The organism is Streptomyces sp. NPDC001093 (genome assembly GCF_040298985.1).
Lineage (GTDB): Bacteria > Actinomycetota > Actinomycetes > Streptomycetales > Streptomycetaceae > Streptomyces.
Genome location: NZ_JBEPBF010000177.1, coordinates 1 through 16,539 on the forward strand (window position 1 = coordinate 1; position 16,539 = coordinate 16,539).

A 16,539-nucleotide genomic window follows, 5' to 3' on the forward strand; every position below is an offset into this window, starting at 1 on the left:
GGCCGAGGACGGAATCGAGATCTCCCTGCCCTACGCGGACTACTACCTGCTGGAGGGCATCGGCGCACACCTGTGCCGGTGCCTCAGAGCGTCGACAGATCGATGGCCCGGTCGACGTCCTGCGGCCGCAGCACGCGCAGGATGCCCTCCAGCAGGTAGTAGTCCGCGTAGGGCAGGGAGATCTCGATTCCGTCCTCGGCCGGCCGGTTGCGGGTGCAGCGGGCGACTATCGCCTCCGCGCGGGTGGAGTTCCGCGTCAGGCAGGTCTCCGACAGCGCCGTGAGGATCCGCAGGGCGACCTGCCGGTACTCACGCCGTCCGGTCGCGGCGGACAGGTCGAGCAGCCCGCATGCCATGACCGCGCCCGCTGACGCGTCCTTGATGTCGTACGGGGCCTGCGGTGCACGGTAGTCCCACACCGGTATGTGATCCGGACTCAGCGCTCCCACCGCGAAGTCGGCGAGTCTGCGTGCCGTGGAGAGAAACTGCCGATCTCCGGTACGGCGGTACATCGTGGTGAACCCGTAGACGCCCCAGGCCTGCCCGCGGGACCAGCAGGAGCTCGGGCTGTAGCCCTGGACCGTGTTCGGGCCGATCGGCGCCCCGGTGCCGGGGTCGAAGTCGAAGACGTGAGGGGTCGAGCCGTCCGGCCGGGGAAAGACCCGTTGTGCCGTCCTGGCATGCTCGACGGCGATCCGCAGGTACTTCTCGTCGCCCGTCTGCCGGCCGGCAAAGGCCAGCAGGTCGAGGTTCATGATCGTGTCCATGATGACCCGGCCCGCGTTCTTCGGGTCGTCCGGCGCCCCCCAGGCCCGGATGAAGTGGCCGCGCGGGTTGTAGCGCTGGATGAGGGAGTCGGCCGCCTCGATCGCCCCCGCGCGCCAACTGCCGTCGCCCGTCAGGCGCCAGGCGGTGACCCAGGAGGGATAGAAGAGGAATCCGAGGTCGTGGGTGGTGGTGTCGTACCGGCGCGGAGCGAGTCCGCGGGCGGAGTCGAGCGCCAGCGTGCGGAACGCGTCGTCTCCGCTGTGGAGATACGCCATCCACAGCGTCCCCGGCCAGAACCCGCCGACCCAGTCACCGTTCTGGGAGTAGGTCCACTTCTCGAACTTCGTGCCGACGGGAAACCCGGTCACCCCCGGCGCGACGGCGCGCAGTTTCTCCACCGCGTAGTCGGCCGCCGCGCGAAGCGACCGCGCAGCCGGTGCCGGTCCCTGGCCGCCTGACGCCTCCGCGGCCTGCGCGGGGGAGACGGCGGTCGCCGTGGCTCCGGCTGCCACGGCGAGCACGGTGCGCCGGGACATGCTCATGGACAGTCCTCCAAGTAGGCGGAACGGCAGGGGCGTTGAGGGAGTCTGGCACGGTGGCGGTCCTGTCGTACACCCACATGTGCAGAGTTCGTGTATGTGAATGACTCGGGTGGCCGGGAATCCCTGCTGCTCGCGGCGCACGACTCGGGCACCGGTACCGTGCGGAGCGATCCGCTCATCCGGCCGGTATGTCCGGCGATCCGGAAGACGGTCGGGCGGGTCGAACCCGGATTCCCCCGCGGAAGGTGACCGCCGATGTCCCAGCCCGCCATGACCGCACCCGACGCGAGCACGTCGGCCGCCCCGGTCCTCGCCGAGGTCGTCCGCTCCGGATTCGTCGAGGGGCGGCACCGGGGCAGCGTGATACTGCTCGCCGCGGACGCCTCGGTGGAGTGGGAGACCGGCGACGTGACGTCCCCCGTCTTTCCGCGTTCCGCCAACAAGCCGATGCAGGCGGCGGGCGTGCTGCGGGCCGGACTCGGCCTCGGGGGAGAACGGCTGGCCCTGGCCGCCGCGAGCCACTCCGGCGAGCCGTTCCACCGCGACCTGGTGCGCGCCATGCTCGACGAGCACGGGCTGACCCCGGAGCGCCTTCGGTGCCCGGCCGCCCTCCCGCTGGATCAGGAGGAGCAGGAGGCCTGCCTGGCGGCCGGGGGCCGGCGCGACCGCGTGGCCGTGAACTGTCCCGGCAAACACACGGCGATGCCGGCCGCCGCCGCGCTCCGGGACTGGCCGCTGGAGTCCTACCTCGACCCGGACCATCCGCTCCAGCGCGCCATCCGCACCGTCGTGGAGGAGGCGGCCGGTGAACCGGTGGCCGCCGTCGGGGTGGACGGCTGCGGGGCGCCCCTGATGGCGATCAGCCCGACCGGCCTCGCCCGTGCCTTCCGCTCCTTCGTCCTCGCCGCACCCGGCACACCCGAACGGCGGGTCGCCGACGCCATGCGGGCCCACCCCGAGTGCGTCGCCGGCACCCGACGCCGCGACACCTGGCTCATGAAGGACATACCGGGCGCCCTGTCGAAGGTGGGCGCGGAGGCCGTACAGGCCCTTGCCCTGCCCGACGGACGTTCCCTGGCCCTCTAGGTCGAGGACGGTGGAGTCCGGGCCCTCGGTCCCGTCCTGGCCCGCGCGTTGAACCTGATGGGGGTGCCGGCAGCCGTCGTGGACCGCGTCGGCCGTGCGCCGGTGCTGGGCGGAGGGCGGGAGGTGGGGGAGGTGCGCGTGGCGTTCTGACCGGGCGCCCGGTGGTGTTGGGTAACGTTCGGTCAGGTTCCTTACAAAGTCCTGTATTGAGGGGGATGTCCGGTTATCCATGGGGTGGACGACGGTTGACTTCCGTTCCATGAGCGTTCAACTCGCGATTGCTGTGAGTGTGATGTGCCCTCCTTAGGGTCCTTGAGGCTTTCGAAAGAAGGGGCTCATGGACTCACTCCGTGCGATCCGGGCTCGTGGGATCAGCAAGTGTTTCGGTGATGTCGTCGCCCTCGACGGCATCGATCTGGATGTGGCACAGGGACAGATCCACGGCCTGGTGGGCCCGAACGGTGCCGGGAAGACGACCCTGCTCGGGCTTCTGCTCGGCCTGGCCGTGGCCGACAGCGGACGCCTCGAGATCCTCGGTACGCCGGTGGGCAGGACGTTCGCCGCTCCCGACGGAGTCGCCGGGTTCGTGGACGGCCCGGGGCTCTACCCCTCGCTCACCGCCAGGCAGAACCTGGCCGCGCTGGCCGCTCTCCGGGGTCGAGACGCCCGTACGGCGGGCATCGACGAGGTGCTCGACCAGGTCGGGCTCACCGATGTCGCAGACGACCGGACCCGCGGCTTCTCCCTGGGCATGCGCCAACGGCTCGGCCTCGCCGCCGCCCTGCTGACCAAGCCCCGGCTGCTCGTGCTCGACGAGCCCTCCAACGGCCTCGATCCGGCCGGCAAGAAACACGTGCACGGTGTCCTCACGCGGCTCGTGGCGGAGGGGACCAGCGTCGTGCTGTCGAGCCACCGCATGGACGACCTCGAGGCACTGTGTTCCGAGGTCACCATCCTCGCCACCGGACGGATCGTCTTCTCCGGCCCGTTGAGCAAGCTGGCCGCCGAGAACCGTGAACTGGACTACCGGCTGCTCACCTCCGACCCGCAGACCGCCCGCCGGCTGGCCGCCGGCACACCCGGGATCCACGTCGTCGATGACGCCGTAGGACGTCAGGGCGCCGAGGTGCTCGTCGTGCGCGCCCTGGTGCCGGCCCTCGACGAACTGGTGGTGCGGCTCGTGCAGTCGGGCATCGCCCTGCGTGAACTCGCCCCCGTGGTCTCCCCGCTCGAGGCCGCGTTCCTGGCCCTGACCGAGCAGCAACAGCGAGCCGGGACCCGGCCCCAGGAGACCGACACCCAGCCGCAGGAGGCCGGCCGATGACAACCGTCGTCGCCCCCGAACCCACCACCGGCGCGGGCCGCGTCTCGGTGGCCCGCGGCTACCGCTTCGAACTGGTCAAACTCGTCTCGCAATGGCGGATCCGCCTGCTGGTGATCGCCTGCTGGATCGCACCGGGGCTCTTCGTCGCCGGGGTGAGCCAGCAGAGCACGCTCCCCGCCGACACGCTCTTCGGGCGCTGGATGCTCGCCACCGGCTGGGCCGGTCCCCTGGTGATCCTCGGCTTCTCCGGCACCTGGGCGCTCCCGCTGCTGACCTCCGTGGTGGCCGGAGACGTGTTCGCCTCCGAGGACCGGCTCGGCACCTGGCGTCACCTGCTCGTGGCCGTCCGCTCGCCTCGCCGGATCTTCGCGGCCAAGGCACTGGCGAGTCTCACCGTCATCCTGCTGCTCGTGGCCGGGCTGGCCGCCTCCAGCACGGTCGGCGGGCTCGTGGCGGTCGGCAACCGTCCGCTGGTCGGCCTCGACGGCCACCTGCTGGCCCCGGGGGACGCGGCCGGCCAGGTGATGCTCGCCTGGGCCTGCGTGCTCGCCCCGACGCTGGCCCTCGCGGGGATCGGCCTTCTCGGCTCGGTCGTCCTGGGCCGGTCCCCGATGGGACTGCTGCTCCCGGCGGTCGTCGCACTGGCCATGCAGCTGGCGCAGATGCTGCCGCTGCCCGTCGCCCTGCGAATCGCCCTGCCCAGCTGGGCGTTCATCTCCTGGAACGGACTGTTCACCAGCCCGGCACAGCTCGGCCCACTGGTGATCGGCCTCGTGGTCAGCCTGCTGTGGGCGGTGACGGCGACAGCGCTGGCCTATCTGCTCTTCCTGCGCCGCGACTTCACCAACCTGACCGACGACGGCTCGGGGCGCCGCGCGGTCACCGCCGGCCTCCTGCCGCTCGTCGGACTGGCCGGCGCGACCGTCGCCGTCGTCGCCTCGGCGACCGGGGCGACGGGTTCCGGGATCTCGCAGGACAAGGTACAGCGCTCCCTCGCCACGGAGTTCGCCCACCTCTATCGCATGCAGACCAGGCAGCTCAACCGCCCTGCCGTCACCGAAGCGCAGCTGAGGGCCACGGCGACCTGCAACAAGGGCAGTGTCAGGGTCGCCGCCGAAGGCCCCGGCAACGACTGGCGCTGCGTCGTGTCCTGGCATCTCCCCGACGTCGAGGCCACCGGGACGGCCATCTACCAGCTCGACGTCACCTCCGATGGGCGGTTCGTGGCCGACGGCGACGGACCGAAGGAAGTGAACGGCTACTTCCTGGTGCAGACCCCGACCGGGGACGCACCGAACCCTCTTTGGCAGTTCGACGGCAACGTCGTACTTCTCAGCACCTCGAAGGGATGACTCCATGCAGGTAACCCGCCACCGCCGGGCTGTGGAGACGGAGTTCCTCGGTAGACGCCTCGGGCGCCGGACCAGCCTCACCGCGATCGCCACAGCGGTGGTCCTCGCCACCACCGCCGGCATCGGTTACGCCCAGACCCACCAGTTCGGCACCGACCAGGTCGGCCAGACGACCGACCGGGGCCAGGTCATCTCCAGCGACCAGTACCTCGCCCCGTACGGCGAGCGCCTCGTCCTCAACAACGGCAAGATCATGTCGTCCTCGCCCAGCCCGGACGGCACCCACCTCGCGGCAGCGGTCACCGACGGCGGCAGCGCGCTGGCCATCGTCGACGTGAAGAACTGGAAGGTCCAGCAGGTCGTCGGCACCGCCGCCACCTCGACCCCGCGCCTGAGCAGCAACTCCGTGGGCCAGGAAGGCCCCACCTACTCTCCCGACGGCAAGCAGCTGTGGCTGGGCCAGACCGACGGCTACACCAAGTTCACGGTCAACCCGGACGGCACCGTCGCCGACCCGACGGCCGTGACCATCCCGGCGGACGGCTCCAAGCACGCGCTGGTGGGCCAGGCGGTGTTCTCCGCCGACGGCTCCACCGTGTACTCGGCGGTCAACGGCCAGAACCGGGTGGTCGCCATCGACGCGGCGACCGGCGCCGTCAAGCAGAGCTGGACCGTGGGCAACGCGCCGCGCGACATGGTCATGGTCGGCAGCAAGCTCTACGTCAGCAACGAGGGCGGCCGTCCGGCCCGGTCCGGCGACACCACCATGAACTCGTACGGCACCCAGGTGCCGGCCAACCCGAGGACGGGCGCCAGCACCACCGGTACGGTCAGCGTCATCGACCTGGCGAACCCGGCCGCGGCTCCCTCGAGCATCGACGTCGGCCTGCACCCGACCGCCCTGTACGCCAAGGGCAGGGCGCTGTTCGTCACCAACACGGCCGGCAACGACGTCTCGGTCATCGACACCGGCAAGAACAAGGTCGTGCAGACCATCGACACCCGGCCGTGGCCGGAGGCGTCCGTGGGCTACGAGCCCAACGCGGTGACGCTCACCGACGACGGCCGTCTGCTGGTGACCCTCGGCCGTGCCAACGCGGTCGCCGTCTACCGGTACCGGAGCCCGCTGGAGCCGGTGAGCTACGTCGGCCTGCTCCCGACGGACTACTTCCCCGCGGAGATCACCACCGTCGGCAACCAGGTGCTGGTCTCCAACACCCGTGGTATCGACGCCCGTCGCCCGAACAATCCCGCCGGGCACGGCACCCACGACACCACGTCGAGCGTACAGCGGTTCACCCTGCCGGACGACAGCGTCATCAGGTCCGAGACGGCCAAGGTCTTCCGGCAGAACGGCTGGACCCCCGGCTCGGTCTCGCTGGCCAAGGGCGGGAGCAAGGCGTGGCCGGTGCCGGTGCCGCAGCGGCTCGGCGACCCCTCGACGATCAAGCACGTCTTCCTGATCGTCAAGGAGAACCGGACCTACGACCAGGTCTTCGGTGACATGCCGCAGGGCAACGGCGACCCGTCGGTGACGCAGTTCGGCGAGAACGTGACGCCGAACCAGCACGCCCTGGCCAGGCAGTTCGGCCTGTACGACAACACGTACGACATCGGCACCAACTCCGCCGAGGGCCACAACTGGCTGATGCAGGCCGACGACCCGGAGTACACCGAGTCCTCGGCCGGTGAGTACGCGCGCAGCTACGACACCGAGAACGACGTCCTCGGTCACCAGAAGTCCGGCTTCATCTGGACCGGTGCCCAGGCGGCCGGGAAGTCCGTGCGAGACTTCGGCGAGTTCCAGTCGATCGAGAGCAAGCCGGCCGGCGCGACCTGGCAGAACCTGTACTGCGACGCCAAGAACATGGACGCGACCGGCCAGCCCACAGCGTACCCCATACAGACGGGTTCGGCGATCCCGTCGCTCAACTCCGTCTCGGTGCCCGGCTTCCCGCTGTTCGACCTCGACGTTCCGGACATCTACAAGTACCAGATCTGGAAGCAGGACTTCGAGAAGAACGGCCCGGCCAACCTGAACATGTTCTGGCTCTCCAACGACCACACCGGTGGTCCGGCGAGCCCGGCGGCCGAGGTGGCGGACAACGACCTCGCGGTCGGCAGGATGGTCGACGAGATCTCCCACAGCAAGTACTGGAAGGACTCGGCGATCTTCGTCGTCGAGGACGACTCCCAGGCGGGTCTCGACCACGTCGACGGCCACCGTGCCCCGATCCAGATCATCAGCCCCTGGGCCCAGCACGGCACCGTCGACAACCACTACTACTCGCAGATCACGATGATCCGCACCATCGAGCAGATCCTCGGGATCCACCCGATGAACCAGAAGGACAGCGCGGCCAGCCCGATGCGCGGGGCATTCACCCGGCGCCCGGACTACACGCCGTTCAAGGCGGTGCCCAACCGGACCCCGCTGACCGACGGCCTGAAGACGCCGCCCTCCTGCGGCGTGGACGCCCCGGCGGCGCAGGACCCGAAGGCGGCGGCCGTCCCGGCGGCGAAGGTCCCGGCGGACATGCAGAAGCTCGCCGCGGAGTGGGACGCCTGGAAGTCGAAGCAGCGGCTGACCGGGCCGCACGCCGTGCCCGACTACGCCAACCCCGCGCAGATGAACCACTTCACGTGGTACCAGACGCACAACTGGCAGACGCCGTACCCCGGTGAGAGGAAGATCTACGCACCGAACGACGTGCCGGGTGCCTACATCCCGTCGTCGGAGTCCGACGGCTGACGCAGGCTGACCCGTCGAGGACCCCTGGCCGGCCGTCGCCGGCCAGGGGTCCTCGACGTTCCCGCGGGCTCGTGTCCCCGACGCCGACGTGCGGGGTGCGGTGGGCGGGTGAAGACTGAAGACGGAAAAGGTACGCGGTCATGAACACCATCGACGCAACGGCTGCCGGCGCTCTGCGCGAGGCACTGCGGGGATCCGTCATCACGCCGCAGGACCCCGGCTACGACGCGGCCCGCAGCATCTACAACGCCATGATCGACCGGCGGCCGGCCGCCTTCGCCGAGTGCGTGGACGTGGCGGACGTGCGGGCGGTGATCTCCTTCGCCCGGGACACCGGCGTCGAGCTCGCGGTGCGCGGCGGCGGCCACAGCGGCCCGGGCCTGTGTCTGGTCGACGACGGACTCGTCCTTGATCTGTCCCCGATGCGCTGGGTCAGGGTGGACCCGGAGACGGACACCGCCCAGGTGGGCGGCGGCAGCCTGCTCGGCGATCTCGACCACGCGACACACGCCTTCGCGCGCGCCGTACCGGCGGGGATCATGTCGACCACGGGCGTCGGCGGTCTCACCCTGGGCGGCGGCCACGGGCACCTCAGCCGCAGGTACGGCCTGACGATCGACAGCCTGCTGTCGGCCGACGTCGTCCTCGCCGACGGCAGCTATGTCACCGCGTCCCCGGACAATCACCCGGAGCTGTTCTGGGCGCTGCGGGGCGGGGGCGGCAACTTCGGCGTGGTGACGTCGTTCACCTTCCGCCTGCACCCGGCCGGCACCGTCGGGGTCGCCGTGACGGTGTGGCCGGTCGACCGGACCCCCGAAGTGCTGCGCTGGTACCGGGAGTTCCTGCCCGCCGCGCCGGACGAGCTCAGCGGGTTCTTCCTCCTCCTCGTCATACCGCCCGGACCGCCCTTCCCCGAGCCGATTCACGGGCAGAAGATGTGCGGGGTCGTGTGGTGCTACACGGGCGACCTCTCCGACGAACGCCTGACGGAGGTGTTCGCCGCGGTGAACGACCCGGCGCCGCCGGCCTTCCACTTCGCCACCCCGACGCCGTACCCCGTCCTGCAGACCATGTTCGACGAGCTGATCCCCAAGGGACTGCAGTGGTACTGGCGCGGCGACCTCTTCGACGGCCTCTCCGACGCCGCGATCGACGTGCACCACGAGTACGGCGAGAACCTTCCGACCGGTCTGTCGACCATGCACCTCTACCCGGTTGACGGGGCGGCCCACCAGGCCGGCGCCGACGACACGGCCTGGGCCTACCGGGACGCCGTGTGGTCCGGCATCATCGCCGGCATCGACCCGGACCCCGCCGCCGCCGAGGCCATCCGGCGGTGGTGCGTCGACTACTGGACCGACCTGCACCCCCACTCCATGGGCGGCTCCTACGTCAACTTCATCGGCCCCGGGGAGAGCCAGGAACGGGTCCGGACCACCTACCGCGGCCACTACGACCGCCTGGCCGCGGTCAAGCGCGCCTACGACCCGGACAACCTGTTCCACGTCAACCAGAACATCCCACCGGCCCCGGAGTGACAGGGCGCGCATACCTTGAGCCGCGTCAGCGGCCGCCGTCGTGTTCGCTGATCCAGCGGGCGGCGAGCAGCCCCGAGCCGGCGGTGAGGGCTGCGGCGGCGATGACCGTGGCGTTCAGGCCGAGGGCGTCGGCGAGGATGCCCGCGACGAGGGCGCCCACGGCGTAGCCGATGTCACGCCAGAATCGGTAGGTGCCCAGCGCGCCCGTCCGCCAGGCCGGGTGCGCGTGGTCGGAGACCGACGCGATCAGGGCCGGGTAGACCATGGCGGTGCCGAGCCCGAGCGCGACGGAGGAGAGGACGCCCGCCAGCAGAGGGGTGTCCAGCAGGGCGAGGGCGAGGACGAATCCGGCGGCCTGGACGAGCATGCCGGTGACGATCAGCGGCTTGCGGCCGATCCGGTCGGAGAGGTGACCGGTGGGGATCTGACCGAGGCCCCAGAGTATGGGGTACAGGCCCTTGACGAGGCCGACGGCGGCGAGGCCCAGACCGTGCTCGGTGAACAGCAGCGGGAAGACGCCCCAGGTGAGGCCGTCGTTGAGGTTGTTGACCAGGCCGGCCTGGCTGGCCCCGCGCAGGGACCGGTGGTGCCAGGACGTCCGGGCGAAGGTGGGTCCCAGGGCGGTGCTCTCGCCGGATGCCAGCGGCTTGGTGTGCCGGGAGAGTTCGAGGGCGACGTGCGCGGCGGTGTCCCGCACGATCAGGGCGAGGCCGAGCCCGGCGGCGACGAAGACGACACCGATGAGTTCCGGTACCGGGCGCAGGCCGTACACGGTGGCGAGATATCCGGTGACCAGGGCGGTGGTGCCGACGGCGGTGTAGCCGGCTGCCTCGTTCAGGCCGGTGGCCAGTCCTCGCCGGGCGGGGCCCACGAGGTCGATCTTCATGTTGACGGTCATCGACCAGGTCAGGCCCTGGTTGAGGCCGAGCAGGACGTTCGCGGCGACGATCCAGCCCCATGACGGTGCCCAGGCGAGGGCGAACGGTACGGGGACGCCGATGAGCCAGCCCGCCACCAGGAGCTGTTTGCGGCGGAAGCGGGCCGTGAGCGCGCCGGCTGCGAGGTTGGTGAGGGCCTTGGTCAGGCCGAAGGCGATGATGAAGGAGAAGACGGCCAGGTCATTGGTCAGGCCGAAGGTGCGGGCGCCGATGAGCGGGACGGTCGTGCGTTCCAGGCCGACCAGGCCGCCCACGCAGACGTTCACGACGACCAGCAGCGTGAACTGCGGCCAGTTCTCGCGCAGTCCCAGCCGAACAGGCCTGGCCGCGGACTCGGTGGTCGCGCTCATCCGGCGCCGCCCTCGGTGAGCCGGCGGCCGTGGGCGGCGGCGTAGTCGCCGGGACTACCGTTCAGGACGGTCAGGCCGGTGTGCCCGGCACGCTCCAGGACACTGGCGGCGGTCATGGCGCGCTCGCCGTGTCCGCAGCCCACCACCGCGCCCCCGGGGACCTCGGCGGCGTGGGCGGCGAGGACGCCGAGTTCGAGGTGGCGGGCGCCGGGGACGTGTCCGGCGGCGTACTCGGCCGTCTGCCGGACGTCGAGGTACGGGGCGGCCGGCGCCCGGTCGGGGGTGACGAACGCGGTGGCCGAGGTGGGCAGGCCGGCCTGCTGCCAGGCGGTCATGCCTCCCGAGAGACGGCCGGCGAGACGCTCGTAACCGATCTTGTACGCCTGCCAGACGATCTCCGACAGGTCCTGGTCCGCGCCGGTGACGAAGGCGAGGGGGGCCTCGCCGGGCAGCAGCCAGCCCAGCCAGGTGGCGAACTGGGCGCGCAGCGGGATGGAGACCGACCCCGGTATGTGGGCGGCGGCGTACTGGGCCGCGGGACGGACGTCGACGACATGGCCGCCCTCGGCGAGCAGCGCGCCCACCTGCCCGGTCTCCAGGGCGGGCAGCGTCGGCGCGGCGGTCAGGACGGCCGGGCCGCGCCGGTTGACGGCCGCGAGCCGGCCGAAGTAGGCGGGGTAGCTGCCGAGGCTCGCGGTCAGCCGGGACACGAAGGTGTCCTCGTCGGGCGCGGCGAGCAGCGGGTTGGCCCGCTTCTCGGTGCCGATGGTGGTGGTGCGCTCGGTCCCGGGCGGCGCGGAGCAGAAGGAGCCGGCGCCGTGGGTGGGCCACACCGCGGTCTCGTCCGGCAGCCGGGTCAGCCGCCGCAGGGAGCGGTACTGCGCGCGGGCCAGCTCCTCCGTGCGGTCGGCGCCGAGCAGGTCGGTGCGCGCGGCGGAGTTCACGATCAGCGAGCCGCCGGTGAACACCCCGAGCGGGCGGCTGCCGTCCAGCAGCAGGAAGGACAGGTGCTCGTCGGTGTGTCCGGGGGTGGCCAGGGCGCGCAGGGTCAGCCCGCCCAGGTCGACCTCGTCGCCGTCCGCGAGACCCCGGTGCGGGAAGGCGCGGCGGCCGGCGGCTGAGGCCAGCACGGTGGCACCGTGGTCATGGCCGAGCTGGACGGCACCGGAGAGGAAGTCGGCGTGCAGATGGGGGTCGGCGGCGTACGCGACGCGCAGCCCGAGCCGGGTGGCCGCGGCGTGCAGCGCCCGCAGGTCGCGGCTCGCGTCCACGGCCAGGGCACGGCCGTCGCCCAGATCGACGAGGTAGGCGCTGTTGCCCAGCCCCGCGTCCACCAGCGGGATCAGATGGTCGTCGGCAAAGTCCACGGCAGTTCCTCCAGGGCCCGGTCCTCATGTCGCCACTCCATCCTCTACGATATTCCATGGATATATGGAGGATGGACATGGCGGAGATCACGGCAACCGGCTCCAAGGCCCGGCTGTACGACGCGTTCGCGGCCAGCGGGAAGGCGCTGGCCAGCGGAAAACGCCTGGAACTGCTCGATCTGCTGGCCCAGGGCGAGCGGACCGTCGACGCCCTGGCGAAGGCGGCCGGGCTGAATCTGACGACCGCGTCGGCCCACCTGCAGACGCTCAAGCAGGCCGGATTCGTCGCCACCCGCAGAGAGGGTGTGCGCATCCACTACCGGCTCGCCGGCGACGACGTGGCCCGGCTGTTCGCCCTGCTGCGCAATGTCGCCGAGAACCACCAGGCCGCCGTGCCGGCCGCCCGTGACGCCTACCTCGGTGACGACGGCGCCGTGGAGGTCAGCCGCGAGGAACTCCACGCCCGCGTCGCGGCGGGGGGTGTGACGGTGCTCGATGTGCGGCCGGTCGAGGAGTACCGGGCCGGGCACATCCTCGGCGCGATCTCCATCCCGGTCGGCGAACTGGCCGACCGTATCAACGAGTTGCCGGAGGACTCCGAGATCGTCGTGTACTGCCGCGGCGAGTACTGCGTCCTCGCCTACGACGCGGTCCGCCTCCTGGCCGACCGCGGGCGACGCGCCATCCGCCTCAACGACGGCATGCTCGAATGGCGCCTGGCCGACCTGCCCGTGGACGGCGCGTCCGGCACACACACGTGATGCGGCCGACGTCCACGGCGGCGCGAGTCCGCATGGGCTCCGCCGTGACCTCCCGGACAGCCCGCTCCGTGCGGCCTCGACCGCCGCCGGCACCGTCGTGTCGCCTGCCCGTCGCCTCGGCGCGGCTGACGGTCGGCTACGGCCTCTGCCGCTCGGCCGGGCCGATCCGGCGGCCCGTGAGGCTCGTGGGCCGGATCGACACCCACATCTCGCGGCCACCGCCCGCCCATGGCGTGGCGTGGGCCTGCCGGGTGAGTCTCCGTACGGTGTCCGGGTCCGTCACGACGCTCGCCGGGCCGACCGCGAGCACGCTCCAGCCCTGGCTCAGGGCCTCGTCCACGTGATCGACCTCGAAGGCGACCTCCCGTTCGGCGGCCGCCGCGGCCACGGAATCGGGCGCCGTCCGGAAGACGATGGTGTCGTCGACGACGTCGTAGTTGACCGGGACGACTGCCGGGCGGCCGTCGGGCGTCGACACCGAGACGCGTCCCACGCCGTGCGTGGACAGCAGCGTGCGGCATTCCTCCGGGGTGAGGTCGCGCAGCTCGGGATGCAGCAGCGCGTAGCCCTGACCGGGCGGGAGGTCGATGCCGCCACCGCGCAGGGCGGCGACCGTGGTGCCCAGCGCGTCGGCCAGCCGGACGAGCGTCGCCAGGGTCGGGTCGGCGGGCCGTTCCTCGAGGTACGCCAGGTAGTCGGGCGACATCCGGGCGCGGCCGGCCGTCTCCTCGCGGCTGAGGCCCCGCTTCCTGCGTTCGAGGGCCACGCGCCGGCCGATGTCACCGGGGTTGGCCGCCCTTTGCGGTGGGGCGGCGCGGGACACGGTGGTCACGTCACCGGTGCCCCTTCGTGGCTCGTGCGGGGCCGCGGGCCGTTCGTGGTGCAGGGGACGGACGTGTGCGTCGGGTCCGGGAAACACCAGGGTCACTTCGTCCGTGTCCGACCAGTGCACGTCGTAGGGAGGCGTTCCGTCCGCGTGGTGGAGTCCCACGATCTCGCCGTCGCGCCTGGCGGCACCGGTCGCCGGACTTTCCACGATGAGCTGGTCGCCGAGGTGAGCTCGCATGGTCGCCGCCCTCTCCTCAGAATGGTGCTGTATCCAACCTGCCACGCCGGGCACATCCTGCAACGCACGGACGAGGTCGGGCATCCCCGGGTCGGCACCTGACGGGTGCCGGGTTCACACCGGCCGCGCAGCGGGCCGGCGGGTGCCCTGCCCGGGCGCCGTTCCCTGCATGTCACGTTCGGCGGCGCTCAGCAACTGGTGGGCGAGGTCGACCATGGCCCGGCCGGCCGCCAGTTCGTCGCCGATCTCCGGCACGTTCATGTCCGCCGGATGGCAGTGCGCGCTTCCGTGGGCGGAGAGAGCGGTGGTGCCGGTGTTCAGCACCACATGTGCCTTCGTCGTTCCGTCGTCGTCCTCGAAGAGGTCGAGGCGGACCTGCCACTGCGCCGTGTGCGACATGATGTTCCTCCTCGCCTCGGTCCGACGACCGGTACATCGTCCGGCCGCCGGCGAGCCGCTGGTCGGTCCCCCCCTCCCCGTTCCATCATCGTCCGGCGGCGGCCTCGGGTCACAGGGCCGAACGTCCCTGAGGGACCGACGCCCGCTCCGGGAGACCGCCCTACGGCCCGCTCGTCCGCGGTCGCTTCGTCGGCGGTCACACCTGGGGAACGACCGCGACAGGGCACGGCGCGTGATGCAGTACCGCGTGATTGACCAGGCCCAGTTGCAGACCGGGATGCCCAAGTCGCCGCCGGGCGCCCACGATCAACAGGTCCGCCCCTGACGCGGCGTCCAGCAGCGCCCGGCGCGCCGGTGCCTCGATCACCCGCCGGATCACCGGGGTGTCGCGGTACCGGCCGGCCACCCCGCGCAGGGTGTCGTCGAGCACCTGAGCCGGCGGGCGCACATGGGCCTCCAGGGGCCACGACGGGGCTTGGGGCGTCGTGCACGCACCCGGCGGTGCGCTCCAGGCATGCACCGCCACGAGGCGGCAGTGGCGCACCTGGGCCTCCCGGCAGGCGAACTCCACCGCTGTGCCGCTGCAGTGTTCGTCCTCCACTCCGACGACGACGCTGCCGAAGCGTGCTTCGCGGTGCTCCTGCCCGCCGCGGACCACGACGACCGGGCAGTCGGCTCGTGCCGCCACGGCGAGGCCGACGGAGCCCAGGAGCATGCCGGCGAGGCCTCCGAGACCCCGGGACCCCAGCACCAACGCGAAGGCACTGCGCCCCAGGTCGACCAGGGCGGACGCCGCTTCCCCATGGACCACGTCGCCGGACAGCCGAACCGTGGGGGCACTCTTCCTGGCACGTGCCGAGGCAGCGCCGAGCACGTCGGCCGCGTCACGGTCCCCGGCCGCCGCGTGCAGGAGATGCAGCGGCACGCCGTGCCGGACGGCCTCGGAGGCGCCCCAGCCGACCGCCTCCAGGCCGGCCTCGGATCCGTCGACACCGACCACCAGGGGAATCGTCACCGCCCCTGTCTCCTCTCGTGCCGGGCCCGCCGCCCCGGCCTCTCCAGCTTCTTACGGGCCGGAGGCCATCGCCATGCGACCCGTTCGCCAGAGGTGTGCGGCGTGCGGGTCGGGCCGGGCGGCGGGCCGCGACGCTGGGGGGAACGGCCCGGCACGTCGCCGGGTGGCCGGGATTCACGGCTGCCGCGTGCCTGGGACGATGCGGGAGAGGAACGGTCCACGTTCCCGGGAGGTGGCGGTATGACGCGTCGGCTCCGGCTCACGCTGCTGGGCGTGGGCGCCATGGCGTCCCCGCGTTACGCCCCGGCCGGCCTGCTGATCGCCTACGGCCGCCGGCGCGTCGTCTTCGACGGGGGACCCGGCGCGGAGCCGCCCGAGGGCCGGCTGGACGCCTGGCTCGTCACCGACGAGCAGGCCGAGCTGCGCTCCGCCCTGCGGCGTCTGGCCGCCGAGCGCGGCCTGGTGCCGCGCATGACGGACATGGACCTCGGCGAGTTGCGCATCCGCGCGTTGCCGGTCGCGCACACCTCCCATCCCACCTGCGGCTACCGCATCGAGGGAGAGCCGGGCACGGCGGTGTGGGCACCGGAGTTCCGGTCCTTCCCGGCCTGGGCGGCGGACGCGGACCTGATGTTCGCGGAAGCCTCGTCCTGGGACCGCCCCATCCGCTTCCGCGGTGGGGTGGGCGGGCACGCCCCCGTACGGGACGTCGGCGTGGAAGCGGCCCGGAACCGGGTCGGACGCCTGGTCTACGCCCACATCGGCCGCCCCTGCCTCCGGGCCATGGACGTCGGCCTGACCCCCGAACACGGGGAATGGGGACGAGAGGGCCGTACGTACCTCCTCCCCACACGCCCGCGGGCACGCTGAGCGTCGTGCTCCGCCCCCGATGCCCCGGCAGGCGTACGAACGGAATCACGACGCGTGGCCCGACTCCGCCGGCTACTGCGCCGCCCCGCCGTGCGCGAGGTCGAACCGCACGTCCACCACGCCCTCCACGGCCCGCACCAGGCGTGCCGCCAGGGGGACGAGCGAGGTGTCGCGGATCCGGCCGGTGAGGGTGACGACTCCGTCGTGCACCTCCGCCCGGAGGTCCGACGACGAAGGCGGCAGCAGGCGCGCCACGATCTCGTGCCGGACCTCCTCGGCGATGTCGTCGTCGTCGCGCAGGAAGACCTTGAGCAGGTCGGCGCGGCTGACGATGCCCGCCAGCAGCCCGGCGTCGTCCACGACCGGCAGCCTCTTGACCCCCTCCTGTGCCATGGTGCGCGCGGCCTCGGC

At 71.9% G+C, this 16,539-nt stretch carries 13 protein-coding genes and 1 pseudogene; 7 read left to right on the forward strand and 7 right to left on the reverse strand.

Going from position 1 to position 16,539, the window contains the following annotated elements:
- Nucleotides 1-83 precede the first annotated feature (83 nt).
- Nucleotides 84-1,310 carry a glycoside hydrolase family 88 protein gene (locus ABT288_RS45445; RefSeq protein WP_351621581.1) on the reverse strand — a complete coding sequence of 409 codons (1,227 nt, stop codon included), beginning with the start codon at nt 1,308-1,310 and terminating at the stop codon, nt 84-86.
- A 270-nt stretch (nt 1,311-1,580) separates the two neighbouring features.
- Here ABT288_RS45445 and ABT288_RS45450 point away from each other — a divergent pair.
- The 5 genes and pseudogenes from ABT288_RS45450 to ABT288_RS45470 all read left to right on the forward strand — a co-directional run bounded on the left by ABT288_RS45450 (nt 1,581) and on the right by ABT288_RS45470 (nt 9,362).
- A pseudogene (locus ABT288_RS45450) lies at nt 1,581-2,546 on the forward strand (asparaginase).
- 187 nt (nt 2,547-2,733) lie between these two features.
- Complete coding sequence (locus ABT288_RS45455; RefSeq protein ID WP_351621584.1) at nt 2,734-3,720, forward strand: ABC transporter ATP-binding protein; 987 nt, start codon at nt 2,734-2,736, stop codon at nt 3,718-3,720.
- Nucleotides 3,717-5,072: an ABC transporter permease gene (locus ABT288_RS45460; RefSeq protein ID WP_351621586.1), complete on the forward strand. Its 1,356-nt coding sequence runs from the start codon at nt 3,717-3,719 to the stop codon at nt 5,070-5,072. Before ABT288_RS45455 ends, ABT288_RS45460 begins: the two co-directional genes overlap by 4 nt.
- Nucleotides 5,073-5,076: 4 nt before the next feature.
- Complete coding sequence (locus ABT288_RS45465) at nt 5,077-7,824, forward strand: bifunctional YncE/alkaline phosphatase family protein (protein ID WP_351621589.1); 2,748 nt, start codon at nt 5,077-5,079, stop codon at nt 7,822-7,824.
- 140 nt (nt 7,825-7,964) lie between these two features.
- A complete protein-coding gene (locus ABT288_RS45470) occupies nt 7,965-9,362 on the forward strand; it encodes an FAD-binding oxidoreductase (protein WP_351621592.1) in 1,398 nt (465 codons plus the stop codon).
- Between the two features lie 25 nt (nt 9,363-9,387).
- Here ABT288_RS45470 and ABT288_RS45475 read toward each other — a convergent pair whose 3' ends face one another.
- Entirely contained in the window at nt 9,388-10,650 is a 1,263-nt protein-coding gene (locus ABT288_RS45475) for an MFS transporter (RefSeq protein WP_351621595.1), read from the reverse strand.
- Complete coding sequence (locus tag ABT288_RS45480; protein ID WP_351621598.1) at nt 10,647-12,017, reverse strand: MBL fold metallo-hydrolase; 1,371 nt, start codon at nt 12,015-12,017, stop codon at nt 10,647-10,649. Before ABT288_RS45480 ends, ABT288_RS45475 begins: the two co-directional genes overlap by 4 nt.
- Before the next feature lie 77 nt (nt 12,018-12,094).
- Between ABT288_RS45480 and ABT288_RS45485 the strand changes: the two genes are divergently transcribed.
- Complete coding sequence (locus ABT288_RS45485; protein ID WP_351621601.1) at nt 12,095-12,778, forward strand: ArsR/SmtB family transcription factor; 684 nt, start codon at nt 12,095-12,097, stop codon at nt 12,776-12,778.
- Nucleotides 12,779-12,914: 136 nt separating this feature from the next.
- Here the strand turns inward: ABT288_RS45485 and ABT288_RS45490 are convergent, their stop codons facing one another.
- The 3 genes from ABT288_RS45490 to ABT288_RS45500 all read right to left on the reverse strand — a co-directional run bounded on the left by ABT288_RS45490 (nt 12,915) and on the right by ABT288_RS45500 (nt 15,258).
- Nucleotides 12,915-13,844 (reverse strand): pyridoxamine 5'-phosphate oxidase family protein, encoded by a 930-nt coding sequence (locus ABT288_RS45490; protein WP_351621604.1) that lies wholly within the window; start codon nt 13,842-13,844, stop codon nt 12,915-12,917.
- A 114-nt stretch (nt 13,845-13,958) separates the two neighbouring features.
- Complete coding sequence (locus ABT288_RS45495; RefSeq protein WP_351621607.1) at nt 13,959-14,243, reverse strand: DUF1876 domain-containing protein; 285 nt, start codon at nt 14,241-14,243, stop codon at nt 13,959-13,961.
- Between the two features lie 196 nt (nt 14,244-14,439).
- Entirely contained in the window at nt 14,440-15,258 is an 819-nt protein-coding gene (locus tag ABT288_RS45500) for a universal stress protein (protein WP_351621608.1), read from the reverse strand.
- A gap of 240 nt (nt 15,259-15,498) precedes the next feature.
- On the opposite strand from ABT288_RS45500, the gene ABT288_RS45505 reads away from it, so the two are divergent.
- On the forward strand, nt 15,499-16,128 hold the full coding sequence (locus tag ABT288_RS45505; protein WP_351621610.1) for an MBL fold metallo-hydrolase: 630 nt from the start codon (nt 15,499-15,501) through the stop codon (nt 16,126-16,128).
- A gap of 72 nt (nt 16,129-16,200) precedes the next feature.
- Here ABT288_RS45505 and ABT288_RS45510 read toward each other — a convergent pair.
- The coding region (locus ABT288_RS45510) for a BON domain-containing protein (protein WP_351621612.1) at nt 16,201-16,539 on the reverse strand (339 nt) is incomplete at its 5' end.

Excerpts from the sequence above, each read along its gene's own strand:
- ABT288_RS45445 (WP_351621581.1), bottom strand. The coding sequence starts at position 1,310 with ATGAGCATGTCCCGGCGCACCGTGCTCGCCGTGGCAGCCGGAGCCACG.
- ABT288_RS45455 (WP_351621584.1), top strand. The coding sequence starts at position 2,734 with ATGGACTCACTCCGTGCGATCCGGGCTCGTGGGATCAGCAAGTGTTTC.
- ABT288_RS45460 (WP_351621586.1), top strand. The coding sequence starts at position 3,717 with ATGACAACCGTCGTCGCCCCCGAACCCACCACCGGCGCGGGCCGCGTC.
- ABT288_RS45465 (WP_351621589.1), top strand. The coding sequence starts at position 5,077 with ATGCAGGTAACCCGCCACCGCCGGGCTGTGGAGACGGAGTTCCTCGGT.
- ABT288_RS45470 (WP_351621592.1), top strand. The coding sequence starts at position 7,965 with ATGAACACCATCGACGCAACGGCTGCCGGCGCTCTGCGCGAGGCACTG.
- ABT288_RS45475 (WP_351621595.1), bottom strand. The coding sequence starts at position 10,650 with ATGAGCGCGACCACCGAGTCCGCGGCCAGGCCTGTTCGGCTGGGACTG.
- ABT288_RS45485 (WP_351621601.1), top strand. The coding sequence starts at position 12,095 with ATGGCGGAGATCACGGCAACCGGCTCCAAGGCCCGGCTGTACGACGCG.
- ABT288_RS45490 (WP_351621604.1), bottom strand. The coding sequence starts at position 13,844 with ATGCGAGCTCACCTCGGCGACCAGCTCATCGTGGAAAGTCCGGCGACC.
- ABT288_RS45495 (WP_351621607.1), bottom strand. The coding sequence starts at position 14,243 with ATGTCGCACACGGCGCAGTGGCAGGTCCGCCTCGACCTCTTCGAGGAC.
- ABT288_RS45505 (WP_351621610.1), top strand. The coding sequence starts at position 15,499 with ATGACGCGTCGGCTCCGGCTCACGCTGCTGGGCGTGGGCGCCATGGCG.